Annotated in this window: 13 protein-coding genes; 7 read left to right on the top strand and 6 right to left on the bottom strand. The window is 68.0% G+C overall.

All coding sequences use genetic code 11. From position 1 onward, the window contains the following. The first annotated feature begins 3 nt into the window (after positions 1-3). Genes EV138_RS07190 through EV138_RS07180 form a run of 3 tightly spaced genes read left to right on the top strand, consistent with a single transcriptional unit; the run spans position 4 to position 3,067 of the window. Positions 4-1,290 (top strand): ABC transporter substrate-binding protein, encoded by a 1,287-nt coding sequence (locus EV138_RS07190; RefSeq protein WP_133977625.1) that lies wholly within the window; start codon positions 4-6, stop codon positions 1,288-1,290. Beyond that, a complete protein-coding gene (locus EV138_RS07185) occupies positions 1,287-2,201 on the top strand; it encodes a phytanoyl-CoA dioxygenase family protein (RefSeq protein ID WP_133977624.1) in 915 nt (304 codons plus the stop codon). The genes EV138_RS07190 and EV138_RS07185 overlap by 4 nt, the downstream gene beginning before the upstream one ends. Next, positions 2,198-3,067 (top strand): NAD(P)H-binding protein, encoded by an 870-nt coding sequence (locus tag EV138_RS07180; protein WP_133977623.1) that lies wholly within the window; start codon positions 2,198-2,200, stop codon positions 3,065-3,067. The genes EV138_RS07185 and EV138_RS07180 overlap by 4 nt, the downstream gene beginning before the upstream one ends. Before the next feature lie 91 nt (positions 3,068-3,158). Here EV138_RS07180 and EV138_RS07175 read toward each other — a convergent pair whose 3' ends face one another. Both EV138_RS07175 and EV138_RS07170 read right to left on the bottom strand, forming a co-directional pair. Next, positions 3,159-4,049, bottom strand: coding sequence for a zinc-binding dehydrogenase (locus EV138_RS07175; protein WP_133977622.1), 891 nt, complete (start codon positions 4,047-4,049; stop codon positions 3,159-3,161). Between the two features lie 143 nt (positions 4,050-4,192). Beyond that, the gene (locus tag EV138_RS07170; protein ID WP_133977621.1) at positions 4,193-5,176 is read right to left on the bottom strand and encodes a quinone oxidoreductase family protein; all 984 of its coding nucleotides are present in this window, start codon (positions 5,174-5,176) and stop codon (positions 4,193-4,195) included. Positions 5,177-5,254: 78 nt separating this feature from the next. Between EV138_RS07170 and EV138_RS07165 the strand changes: the two genes are divergently transcribed. Then, positions 5,255-5,626 carry an ArsR/SmtB family transcription factor gene (locus tag EV138_RS07165; RefSeq protein ID WP_133977620.1) on the top strand — a complete coding sequence of 124 codons (372 nt, stop codon included), beginning with the start codon at positions 5,255-5,257 and terminating at the stop codon, positions 5,624-5,626. On the opposite strand, the gene EV138_RS07160 is transcribed toward EV138_RS07165, so the two are convergent. The 3 genes from EV138_RS07160 to nadA form a co-directional block, all read right to left on the bottom strand. Next, positions 5,590-6,465, bottom strand: a complete 876-nt coding sequence (locus tag EV138_RS07160) for a LysR family transcriptional regulator (protein ID WP_133977619.1) — start codon at positions 6,463-6,465, stop codon at positions 5,590-5,592. The two genes, EV138_RS07165 and EV138_RS07160, sit on opposite strands and share 37 nt — an antisense overlap. Positions 6,466-6,566: 101 nt before the next feature. Continuing rightward, complete coding sequence (gene nadB / locus EV138_RS07155) at positions 6,567-8,075, bottom strand: L-aspartate oxidase (RefSeq protein WP_166678522.1); 1,509 nt, start codon at positions 8,073-8,075, stop codon at positions 6,567-6,569. After that, positions 8,072-9,052 carry a quinolinate synthase NadA gene (gene nadA, locus EV138_RS07150; protein WP_133977617.1) on the bottom strand — a complete coding sequence of 327 codons (981 nt, stop codon included), beginning with the start codon at positions 9,050-9,052 and terminating at the stop codon, positions 8,072-8,074. The genes nadB and nadA overlap by 4 nt, the downstream gene beginning before the upstream one ends. Before the next feature lie 65 nt (positions 9,053-9,117). On the opposite strand from nadA, the gene EV138_RS07145 reads away from it, so the two are divergent. Together EV138_RS07145 and EV138_RS07140 are read left to right on the top strand one after the other, a co-directional pair. Then, positions 9,118-9,822 carry an NUDIX hydrolase gene (locus EV138_RS07145; RefSeq protein ID WP_238157994.1) on the top strand — a complete coding sequence of 235 codons (705 nt, stop codon included), beginning with the start codon at positions 9,118-9,120 and terminating at the stop codon, positions 9,820-9,822. 81 nt (positions 9,823-9,903) lie between these two features. After that, positions 9,904-10,629, top strand: a complete 726-nt coding sequence (locus EV138_RS07140; protein ID WP_133977616.1) for a class I SAM-dependent methyltransferase — start codon at positions 9,904-9,906, stop codon at positions 10,627-10,629. Positions 10,630-10,683: 54 nt separating this feature from the next. Here the strand turns inward: EV138_RS07140 and EV138_RS37590 are convergent, their stop codons facing one another. After that, positions 10,684-10,896, bottom strand: coding sequence for a hypothetical protein (locus tag EV138_RS37590; RefSeq protein WP_202866645.1), 213 nt, complete (start codon positions 10,894-10,896; stop codon positions 10,684-10,686). Between the two features lie 186 nt (positions 10,897-11,082). Here EV138_RS37590 and adhP point away from each other — a divergent pair, with 186 nt between their 5' ends. Next, positions 11,083-12,093 (top strand): alcohol dehydrogenase AdhP, encoded by a 1,011-nt coding sequence (gene adhP / locus EV138_RS07130; protein ID WP_133977615.1) that lies wholly within the window; start codon positions 11,083-11,085, stop codon positions 12,091-12,093. Positions 12,094-12,264: the final 171 nt, after the last annotated feature.

The following is a 12,264-nucleotide window of genomic DNA, read 5'->3' as shown; positions in this document are numbered from 1 at the left end:
GACATGTCCCATCCCCTGTCCCGGCGGACCTTCCTGATCGGCGCCGGCAGTGTGCTCGCGCTGGCCGGTTGCGGTTCGTCGAACGACGATTCGAGCGGTAGCGGCGGCGGCGGCAAGGTCGAGTTGGTGTACCGGCTCTGGGACGAGCAGCAGGAGGTCGGCTACCAGGCCGTCTTCGCCGCGTTCACTGCCGAGAACCCGGACATCACGGTCCGGATGGAGGTGCTGCCCTACGACCAGTACTGGACCAAGCTGACCACCGAACTGGCCGGTGGCAAGGCGCCGGACGTGTTCTGGCTGACCGTCGACAGCTTCCCCGACTTTGCCGGCAAGGGTGTCCTCGCACCCCTCGACGACGTGATCTCGAAGGCCGGGCTGAAGCTCGATTCGTACCATCCGAACGTCGTCCAGTCGTACCGGTTCGAGGACAAGCAACTGGGAATGCCGAAGGACCTCGGGATCGTCGGCCTGCTCTACAACAAGAACCTGTTCGCCAAGGCCGGCGTGACGATGCCGGACAAGCTCACCTGGGCCCCGGACGGCTCGGGCAGCTTCGAGACGCTCGCTCGCAAGCTCACCGTCGACGGCAAGCAGTGGGGCTTCTGCTCGTGGAACCACAGCCAGACCCAGTGGCTGAACTGGATCGCCTCGAACGGCGGCCACGCGATGGACAAGCCGTACGGGACCTTCGGCTTCTCCGGCGCGCAATCGGTCGGGGCCCTGCAATGGGCCCGGGACCTGATCTTCAAGTGGCACGTCTCTCCCGATGGCACCCGCACCAATCCGCCGACCGGGCAGGCCACCGAGATGTTCTATCGGGGCGAGGTAGCGATGTTCCCGGCCAACAACGCACTGCTGCCGTTCGCGCTGCCGGAGGTCAAGTTCCCGATCGGCGTCGCGTCGATGCCGGCCGGTCCGTCCGGCCGTACGGTCGTGATCAACGGTCTCGCCGAGGGGATGTTCGCGAAGACGAAACACCCCGAGCAGGCCGGCAAGCTGGTCGCGTTCCTCGGCTCGGCGAAGGCACAGAAGTTGATGGGCGACGCGGGCTACATCATCCCGGCACTGAACGATGCCGGTGCCGGCTATACGGCGTACTGGAAGAAGAAGGGCATCGACGTGCAGCCGTTCGTCGACTCGGCGGCCGGGAGTACGGTGAACATGCCGATCGCGGAAGGCTGGACCGGGAAGGTTGCCGAGATCAACAAAACCGTCAACGACCTCTACCTGGACAAGGTCGACGTCGCCACGATCGCCGGTGCGATGGACAAGATCGGGAACGACAAATGAAGGAGCTGACCGATTCGTCCGGAGCGCTGACCGACGCGGCCGTACTGCGGTCGCGGCTGGCGCAGGACGGCTACTTGTTCTTCCGTGGGCTGTTGCCGGCCGACGTGATCGGTGACGTGCGGGATCGGCTGGCCCGGATCTTGTCCGACAGCAACTGGCTCGCTCCTGGGACCAGGCCTGCGGAGCTGATCGCGTCGGAGCGGGCGGTCGAGGAGGGCTCGGCCGGGTTCTTCGGTGCGTACACCGCAATCCAGAGCACCCAGGCGTTCCACGAGCTGGCCGTGCGGCCGGAGCTGCTGACCTTGGCGGCGCGGCTGCTCGGCGAGGAGGCGTTCGCGCATCCGGCCCACATCTGCCGGATCGCGCCGCCGTCGCCGGGAGCGAACCCGACGCCGATCCATCAGGACTACCGGTTCATCCAGGGCTGCGTCGACACGCTGACGACCTGGTTGCCGCTCAGTGCGGCGCCGCCGGAGATCGGTGGCCTCCGGGTGTTCGCCGGGTCGCCGCGGCTCGGCGTACTGCCGGTCAAGGCGTCCGACGGGCCAGGGATGATGCGGGCCGCGGCCGACGAGAACCACCCCGAGTGGCGGACGACGTCGTACCAGCCCGGCGATGTGCTGTTGTTCGGCAGTTTGACCGTGCACGGTGCGATGCCGAACCGCACCAAGCAGTTGCGGTTGTCGGCCGACTTCCGCTACCAGGCCGTCACCGCGCCGATGGCCCGCGACCTGCTCGGCACCGGCAAACCGCACTATCACCCGGACGTGCCCGACTTTCCCACCCTCACCCGCGGCTGGACGTCGACGGAGAGCATCGAGGTCCCGGCCGGGGTGAACTTCGTCGACCGCTGGGACCCGCGACTGGCCGAGGTACCGACGCCACCTTCCCGCTTCACCGCCATCCGATGAAGACGATTCTGATCACCGGTGCTTCGGGAGCGATCGGGCGACCGCTGGTGCTGGCTCTCGCGCAACGGCGCGTCCGCCTCCGCGCCGTCGGGCGTTCGATCCAATCCCGCGACTTCCCCTCGAAAGTCGACTACGTCAACACCGACCTCGCTGAGCCGGAGCGTCTCGTTCCTGAGCTCGAAAAGGCCGACACCTTGTTCGTCCATCCACGTGCGGTCGGGGCGAGTGCCGCCGACCTGATGATCCTCGCCGCCAAGCACGGCGTACGGCGGATCGTCGCGCTGTCCACGCTCGACGTGGAGGAAGACCCGGCACTGCAACCGTCGCGATCCTTGGGCGATCTGAACCGCGAGGTGGAGCAAGCCGTGATGGGTAGCGGTCTGCCGTGGGTCTGCGTCCGCGCGTCGCCGTACGCCAGACCTGTCGTCGATCTCCTCGCCTCTCAGGCACGGGTTGGTGCCGTCGTGGGGGTGCCCTACCCGAGCTTCGCCGAGGCGCCGGTGCATGAACGAGATCTGACCGAGGTGATCGCCCGGACCCTCTTGGACGACAAACTCGAAGAACGGGTGATCGAGGTGACCGGGCCGGCAGCGATGACTCACCAGGAGCTGGCCGAGGTCATCGCTGAGGTCGCCGGGCGGCGGCCGCTTCGCTTCGAAGAGATGTCGCCGGCCACAGCCGTCAACCAACTGGTTGCGAACGGACTCTCGCGTGCTTTCGCCGAGGGCCTGATGGCTCGGTGCGCACGCGAGCTGGGCCGACCGGCGACCGTGACCGACGAGGTCCACCAACTCACCGGACATCCAGCCCACACCTTCGCCACCTGGGTTGCCGACAACGCAGGACAGCTCCACCTCCTGGGCTGAGAACCCGATGGTCCTGGAGACCGTCGCCCACACCGACCAGCGGGCGTACGTCGAGGTCGCCGAGTACGTAGTACGGACTCTGCCAGCAGGCCTACTGGATGGTGAGAACCGCCTTTCCTCTGAAAGTGCGGTGGCGCAGTTCGTCGAGGGCGACCTTGATCTGTGTCCAATCGGCATGGAACCCCAGGTCTGTCGTCAGCTTCTGCTGCGCAATGAGCTTCGACAGGGTCTGGAGATCCCGGTTGATCGGAGAAGGGTCGGCGTACGACATGTAGTTGACCAGCCGCGCACCCTCGTGGCCGATGAAGTCGTAGACGTCGATGGGCGCCTTGGCACCGCTGCTCGTGCCCAGCACGACGACTGTGCCGCCGGGGGCGATCTTCGCGATCGCGTGATGCAGCGACTCACCGCCGCTCGATTCGGCGACCAGGTCGTAAGGACCCTCAGCATCCGTGATGCTCGGAACCGCTTTGGCAGCGCCGTAATCCGCTCCTGAGCGAGCGACTGCCGTCACGTCTGCACCGGACAGTACGGCGAGTTGCACTTGGTAGTGTCCGACCCCGCCGGTCGCGCCGGTGACCAGCACCTTCCGGCCGAGCAGGTTGCCGCCCAGACGGATCGTGTTCAGCGCGGTTCGTCCGGCCAGTGGCAATGCCGCCGCCTGCTCGATCTCGACCTCGTCGGGGAGCTCGGCCAGACGCGCCGTCGGTACGGCGGCGAGCTCTGCCCAGCCGCTGTCTTCGACCAGTGCGACGACCCGCGTGCCGGGGGTCGGGCCCGAACCGTCGGCGGCTGCTTCCACCACGACACCGGCGACGTCCTGCCCTGGCCGCCAGCCTTCGGTTCGGGCGGCAAGCAGAGCCAGTTCCCCCCGATTCAGTGAGAATGCCCGGACCGCGACCAGCGCCTGGTTCGGGGCCGGACTCGGGTCAGCAACGGTCTTGAAGATGAGACCTTCGGATGTGTTGATCAATGCCTTCATGCCTCCATCCCAGTCCTCCGCATGCCTTGTCACAAGGCGAAGTTGCCACGTGGACTCATCAGCCATCGTGATGAATCCGCGTGCCGGCGTCCGATCGGCTGCCAGGTTGATTGCCCGTAGCATCTATTCGGGCGCGACGGGAGCTAGAGGCGTACGACGTACTTGCCGGCGCCGCGGCCCTCGGCCAGGGCCTGTTGTGCGTCGGCGGCCGCGGCGAGTCCGTCGATCGTCGTGAGCTCGAGGGAAAGCTGCCCGTCGGCGGCGAGCTGAAGCACCTCCTGCAAGGCGGCCGCGATGATCTCGGGCGCGTGAACGGACATGCTGCTCATGCTGAAGCCGCCGATCGACGCATTGCCGGCGTACAGCCGCCCGGGCTGGGGGAGCTGGCTCAGGGGTACGCCGGCGGCGTTGCCGAACAGGACGATGCGACCGCCCTGGGTCAGCAGGTCGAGGTCGGTCTCGAGCTGTTCGGTGCCTTGGGGGTCGAGCACGACATCGACCCCGCGGCCGTTGGTGAGGTCGCGGACCCGGTCGGCGAGATCGTCCCCGCGAACGAGTGCATGGTCGAACCCGCTGCGCTCCGCGGCGGCCGCCCGCTCGATGCTTCCGACAGTGCCGATCAGCGTGCCCGCGCCATGCAGCCGGGCCCAAGCGGCCACTGCCTGTCCGACGCCGCCCGCGGCCGAATGAATCAAGAGCGTCTCTCCGGCACGCAAGCGCGCAGCTTGCTGAACCAGCAATGCCGCTGTGGTGAGGGTTCCTGGGGCAATCGCTGCCTGCTCGAAGGACAAGCCGTCTGGGATCGGCACGGCCAGTTCGGCACGGACCTTGGCTACCTCGGCCAGGCCGCCCGCGCGAGTGAATGCGGCGACCGGTGTTCCGACGGCCGGTCCTTCGACACCGGGTCCGAGTGCCCGTACGGTGCCGGCCGCCTCCAGGCCAGGGATGAACGGCCAGTTGGGCGCATATGCCGGATCGCCACGACGCGCCATCACGTCGATGAAGTTGATCCCTGCTGCCCGCACGTCAATGGTCAGCTCACCCGGCAGTGGTGCCGGAGCGTCGAGCTCGCCGACGCGGGTGGCGGTGCTGTCTGGTGCCGGACGGTCGAAGATCAGCGCGCGCATGGGCAGCCCTTTCGATGTTCGTCGAATGTCGTAAGTCCACGATACAGTGACTTACGACGATCGTCGAAAGGGATTCTGGTGCCACATCCACGTCGGCCCGCCTTGGTTCATCCCGAGACCGCGGAGCTGACCCTGTCCGCGGTGCTCCACGCACTGTCGGATCCGACGCGACTGACGATCGTTCGAACGCTGCGCGAGAGCGCCGAACAAGCTTGTGGCACGTTCCCTGTCTCAGTTGCGCCGTCCACCCTCACCCACCACTTCCGGGTGCTGCGGGAGGCAGGTGTCATCCGCCAGCGCGAGGACGGCAACAGGCGCTGGACCATGCTGCGCTACGACGATCTGGAGAGCCGCTTTCCCGGCGTCGTCGATGTCATCCTCCGAGCTGATCGACAAGGTGGACTCCCGACCCGTCAGGAGGCTGTCAGGCAGGTGTCGAGGAGTAGCTGAACGGCCGCCGGTCGTGGGCCCGGGGCGGTGGCGACGACGGTCTCGACCGCTGGGAGATCCAGCTTGCGGAAGGCGATTCGGCGGACGCGTAGCTGCTCGGCCGCGGCGGAGTACAGCACTGTCCAGGCCGCGTCTCCGGTTCCGATCTCGGCGAGGGCGTCGTACACGGAGATGATCGGTACGCCGCGGGTCGGCTTGACCCCCATCGACTGGAAGTGGCGGTCGAGCAGGTCGTGGAGCCCTGGATTCGCCTCACGTGGGCTCATCCGCAGCGGTACGTCGGCCAGGTCGGCGGGCTTCAGGATGGATCGCGCAGCCGCTGGGTGCGTGGCAGGTAAGGCGGCGACGAGCGTTTCCGTCCACACGGCCACGGTGCTGAGGTCGGCGACTTTTGGGGCCGGCCGGAGGAAGGCGGCGTCGAGTTGGCCCTGGCGCAGAGCGTCGAGGCGCCTGGCCGAGGGCAGACTCACCAGTCGTACCTGCAGGCGTGGCGCCTGGTTGGCGATCGAGTCGAGGACCTGATCGAGGCGGTCGCCGAGACCTTCGCTGGTTCCTACCCTGAGGGTGCCGGTCAACTCGCCGACAGGCTCGACCACCGTGGCCCGCAACCGCGCGATCGCCGTCAGCGTCACCTTTGCCTCTGGCAACAATCTGCGCCCGGCCGCGGTCAGTTGAACCCTGCGAGTGGTGCGATCGAAGAGCTGCGCACCGAGTTCACGCTCCAGCCGGGCGATCTGCTGGCTGACCGCGGGCTGACCGATGTGCAGCCGGTCCGCGGCCCGCCCGAAGTGCAGCTCCTCGGCGACGGCGACGAAGTACTCGAGCTGGCGAACTTCCATGGTTCCACTCCTGACAGATCAGCCCTCGAGTACAACGTCGCCGCCGGCTCAGCTTCTTCCCTGGACCGCCCCGCCGCCGAAGTTCCGAACGCGTTCTGCCATCAGGCCGGCGCTCTCGCCGCGACGTGGGTCGTCGGGAGGCCGTTCTCGTCGAGGCTGATCGCGACGTGCTCGTTCCATCGGTCATCGGTGTGCGGGTGGTCCGAGCGCCAGTGGCAGCCCCTGCTTTCCTGACGCGCGGTCGCCGCCGCGATGACGGACCGTGCCACCGTCGCGAGGGATCCGTTGCCCAGGGCCTTCAATTCGTCCACTGCGGCGTTGAGACCGGCACCGTCGCGGCGGATCCCCGCGTACTTCGTCAGGATCGCCCGGATCCGCTCCGCTTCGCGGTCCTCGGTCAGGATCACCTCGTACGACGCCCTCTCCGTGGTCGCCGGAAGGTCCAAGGTCAACGCGGTCGCCACTCGCCGCCCGAAGACCAGACCTTCCAGAAGGCTGTTCGACGCGAGCCGGTTCGCCCCGTGAACACCCGTCGCGGCGACCTCGCCCACGGCGTACAGGCCTGGTACGCCGGTTGCGCCGTCGCGGTCGACCTGGACGCCGCCGCAGAGGAAGTGTTCGGCCGGCGCCACCGGGATCTGCTCCGACAGCAGGTCGACACCGATCGACGCACAGGCGGCCAGTACGGTCGGGAACCGCCGGCGGAGAACGTCGGGCGCGATGCTCCTCGCGTCGAGCCAGACATGATCGGAGCCGTCCCGGCGCATCGCCGCCTCGATCTCCCGCGCGACGATGTCACGAGGCGCCAGATCGGCCCGCGGATGCCGGCCGGCCATGATCAGGCGGCCGCGAACATCGCGCAGTACGGCGCCCTCTCCCCGGACCGCCTCGGTCACCAGCGGCAACTGCCCGCGGGTCTCTCCGGTGAAGAGAGCGGTCGGATGGAACTGGACGAACTCCATGTCCACCAGCGACGCCCCGGCCAGCAGCGCGAGCGCGATACCGTCACCGCGCACCGCGGACGGATTCGTGCTCGCAAGGTAGGCGTTGCCGATGCCGCCGGTCGCCAGTACGACGGCGCGCGCGTCGATCCGGACGGTCTCGCCGCCGGTCTGGACGAGGACGCCGGTAACCCGTCCCGACGCCGACTTGGTCAGGCCGATCGTCCGCCCGGCCATCGTTTCGACGCCGGCCGCCCGGACCGCGGCACGCAACGCACGATCGACCTCCGCGCCGGTGGCATCACCACCGGCATGCACGATCCGTGGATAACTGTGGCCACCCTCGAGAGTCCTCGACAACGAGCCGTCCTCGCGCCGGTCGAAGAGCGCGCCGTGCGCGATGAGTTCGGCCACCCGCTGCGGTCCCTCCTCGACCAGGGCTCGCACGTTTCGCGGATCGCAGAAGCCGGCCCCCGCGATGTCGGTGTCGTGCGCGTGGTCGAGGGGATCGTCGGCGCCGAACGCGACGGAGACGCCACCTTGGGCCCACGGCGTACTGCCGTCGCCGGCGCTGAGTACGAGCACCTCACGAGTCGCCGCCAGGCCGAGCGCGGCCGAGAGTCCGGCCACACCCGCACCGATCACGACGACGTCGACCGCGCGGTTCACCGTGCGCCCGCCGGCTTGCCGATGGCAACCATCCGCTGGACGGAACGCCGGGCGCGCTCGGCGAGGTCGGCCGGCAGTTGGATCTCGTCGCGCCCCTCGCGCAGGCAGCGCAGCAGCAACTCCGGCGTGATCATCTTCATGAAGCGGCAAGACGCCTTCGGATTCACCGGCAGGAACGTCGTTCGCTGGTTCACCTTGCGAAGCTGGTGCAGCATGCCGATCTCCGTCGCGACCAAGGCGGTCTTCGCGGTCATGTCGCGAGCACTGTCCAGCATTCCTGCGGTGGAGAGGATGTGGGTCCGCTCCGCCGGCAGGTCACCGCGTCCCGCGAGCCAGATCGTCGACGAGGCGCATCCGCACTCGGGATGGACCAGGACCTCTGCGTCGGGGTTGGCCGCCACCTGGGCGCGCAACTCGACCGGGCTGATCCCGGCGTGCACATGGCACTCGCCCATCCAGACTTCCATGTTCTTCCGGCCGGTCTGCCGCCGGACGTGTTCGCCGAGGAACTGATCGGGCAGGAACAGGACCGGCTGGTCCGCCGGGATCGAGTTCACCACCTCCACCGCGTTGGACGACGTACAGCAGACGTCTGCTTCGGCCTTCACCGCGGCGCTGGTGTTGACATAGGCAACGACCGCCGCGCCCGGGTGCTCCGCCTTCCAGGCGCGCAGCTGGTCGGCGTCGATGGTGTCCGCCAGCGAACACCCGGCCTGCGCGGTGGGAATCAGTACCGTCTTGTCGGGACTGAGCAGCTTGGCGGTCTCCGCCATGAAGTGCACGCCGCAGAACACGATCGTCGACGCGTCGGTCTCGGCCGCGATCCGGGAGAGCGCGAGCGAGTCGCCGACGTGATCGGCGACGTCCTGGATCGCCGGTTCCTGGTAGTTGTGGGCGAGCACGACCGCGTCCCGCTCGTGGGCGAGGTGGCGTACCTCGTCCTGCCAGGTGTGCGCCGTGGGCTGGCCAACAGTCACGACAAGTCCTTCCGGAGGTTTTCGCTTGAGAGTCGATAACTAGCGACGACGCTACCATCGTCGACGTGCCTACTGCCAAGAAAGGTGATCCGGTTAACTGGCCGAGCTATCCCCACGAGGTGCTGGCGGTGGTCCTTTCCGTCCGCGACGGCAGGCTGAGCGTGTTGCTGTGGAAGCGCGCACGCAATCCGTTCCGGGGCCGCTGGTCCTTGCCGGGAGGTGGCGTCGAGCCCACTCAGCGGCTCCGCGAGGCCATCACCGCGCACCTGGCACAGAAGGTCGACATCCGCGAGGTGGCTCATCTCGAGCAGTTGGCCACGCACAGCGCCATCGATCGCGATCCCCGGGAACGCGTGCTCGCCACGGCGTACCTCGGCCTGGTCCCGTCCGACGTACAACCTGAGCTCCCGGCCGACACGGCGTGGCATCCGGTCGACGAGCTGCCGGACACGGCGTTCGACCACCATCACTTCATCGACGCCGCGGTCGGGCGGCTGCGCGCGAAGCTGTCGTACACCAACATCGGCTTCGCCCTGGCGCCGCGTGAATTCACCATCTCCGAGCTGCGCGACCTGATCGGCGCGGCACTGGGCTACAAGCTGGGCGCCACCAATCTGACCCGGGTACTGACCCGGCGACACGTGATCGACCCGACGGACCGCACAGCCCGCCCCGGCCAGGCCGGCGGCCGCCCCGCCACTGTGTACAAATTCGTCGCCCGCGAACTGACCGTCACCGATCCCTTCGCCGTACTACGACCCCCGCGCTGAACGTGCGGCGCGGAGTACGGGCTGCGGATCTCCTGACAGCAGAAGCCGGAACGGTGGTTCCGGCCTGCTCGTAGGACCGGCATGAGAGCAAAATATGACGATGTAGCCACCGAGTACGACGAATGGGTCGGAGCAGGCTCCGCCCTCGACGACGCCGCGTTCACCGAGCTGACCGGAGATGTCGCAGGGCAGGAGATCTGTGTGGTTGCGTGCGGTCAGGGCCGTGAAGCGCGTTACCTCGCCGGCCGGGGTGCTGTCGTCACAGCTGTCGATCTGTCGGAGAAGCTGCTGGAGCGGGCCAGGCAGCATGAAGAGACACAACCGCTGGGAATCTCGTACCGGCAGGGTGATGCGCACACATTGGACGGCGTCGGGACCGACTCGTTCGACGGCGCGGTCTGCCACATGTCGCTGATGGACATCCCGGACCTGGACGGGGCGCTCCACTCGATGGCCCGGATCCTCAAGCCGGGTGGCTGGTACGTCGTGTCGATCACGCATCCGTGTTTCAAAACTCCCGCGACCGGTGAGCTGGTCGATCACGTCGACAAGAGCATCAAACGCACAGTCGGCAAGTACTACGCCGAGGGCTACTGGGACGGTCCTGGTGCCCATCGCAGCGCCCTTCCGGTCGGCGCCTACCACCGCACGCTCAGCACCTACGTCAACACTCTGACCGCCGCCGACCTGACCATCGACCAGCTCCGTGAACCACCTGGCGACACCCCGATCTGGCGCGAGGTCCCCCAACTCCTTTACATCAAAGGCCATCTCTCACCCGCCCGCCAAGAGAAACGTCACGACTAGGGACGGCGGCGAGAACTCGCTTGTTCTATTGCTGGAGCGGGCGGCCTGCGAGTGTCAGCCGGGCGCGGTGGAGCTGGTGTCGGCGAAGTTCGGAGCCCAGGGCGCGTCGGCCAGGCCGACCCGGTCGATCGCCGTCGCGGTCAGGGTGGCCAGCTCGCGCAGGGCGCTGACGGCAGCGTCTGACGGCCGGCGGGCGACCGACCAGTACGCGCCGATCGCGGCGACCGTCTCCGGCGTACCGACCGGAACTATGGCGAGGCTGCGCACGAACGTCGTCCGGTAGGCCTCGAGTGGGATGCGCGGGGCGGGACAGGACCAGACCGTTCGGCACTCCCGCGGTCAGGTACGGCGGGACTTTCGGCCCGGTCGCCGGGACCTGCGGCTCTACGGTGATCAGCGTCTTGCGGCGAGAGTCGAACGGTCATGTTCCTCAACGACAGGTTGGACGACCTCATGAAAGCCGCTGTAGTGACCCAATTCGGTGCGCCGCTGGAGATCCAGGACCGGGCCGTCCCTGCGCCCGGTGCGGGGCAGATCCTGGTGCGGCTGGAGGCCTGCGGGCTCTGCCACACCGACATCCACGCCGCGCACGGCGACTGGCCGGTCAAGCCGAGCCCACCGTTCGTGCCCGGCCACGAAGGGGTCGGTATCGTCGAAAGCCTCGGGAGCGGCGTCTCCTCCCATCAGTTGGGCGACCGGGTGGCCATCGCGTGGCTGGGCAGTGCTTGCGGCGAGTGCCGCTACTGCATCGACGGCCGCGAAACCTTGTGTCAGGCGCAGACCAACAGCGGCTACTCCGTCGACGGGGGCTGGGCAGAGTACGCGGTCGCCAACGCGAAGTACGCCGTGGCTGTGCCGGACGGTGTCACCGCGTTCGACGCCGCACCGCTGACCTGCGCGGGCGTCACGTCGTACAAGGCGGTCAAGGTCGCGAACGTGCAGCCGACCGAGCGGGTCGCGGTGTTCGGTGTCGGCGGTCTGGGGCATCTGGCCGTGCAGTACGCGCGGATCGTCGGCGGGACCGTGATCGGTGTCGACCTTGCGCAGAGCAAGCTCGATCTGGCCAAGGAACTCGGCGCTACGTACGTCGTGGACGCAAGCCGCCAGGATCCGGTCGAGGCGATCCAGGCGCTGGGTGGCGCCGATGTCGCACTTGCCTTCGCCGTGACGCCTCGCGCCTTCGAGCAGGCCTTCCGCTCGCTGCGCCCGGGTGGCCGGCTGATCTGCGTGGCGCTGCCGGCCGAGGGCACGATGCAGATCCCGATCTTCGAGACCGTACTGAAGGGCATCTCGATCGTGGGCTCCATCGTCGGGACCCGGCAGGACCTCACCGAAGTGTTCGCGATGCACGCTGCCGGCCTGACCAGGGTGATCGCCGAGGGCCGCGCGATCGAGCAGGTCAACGAGTCCGTCGCAGAGGTGCTCGCCGGTCAGGTACCGGCCCGGCTGGTGTTCGAGTTCTGATCCCGGCTGGGGACGTGGTGAGACCTTCACGGTCACGCAGCCGTTCCTGCGCTCCGCGTCTTCGGTGATGGCCACAGCGGAGGTGCCATCCGGCCCCCTTTGGACGGGCCGGGTGGCCCTGCGGGGTCTGGGGGTCGCCGAGCATGCTGGACACAGCCAAGAGGAGGCAGT

Source organism: Kribbella voronezhensis (genome assembly GCF_004365175.1).
Classification (GTDB): domain Bacteria; phylum Actinomycetota; class Actinomycetes; order Propionibacteriales; family Kribbellaceae; genus Kribbella; species Kribbella voronezhensis.
The sequence above is the reverse complement of the archived record's forward strand: the minus strand, read 5'-3'. Positions and strand labels throughout refer to the sequence as shown.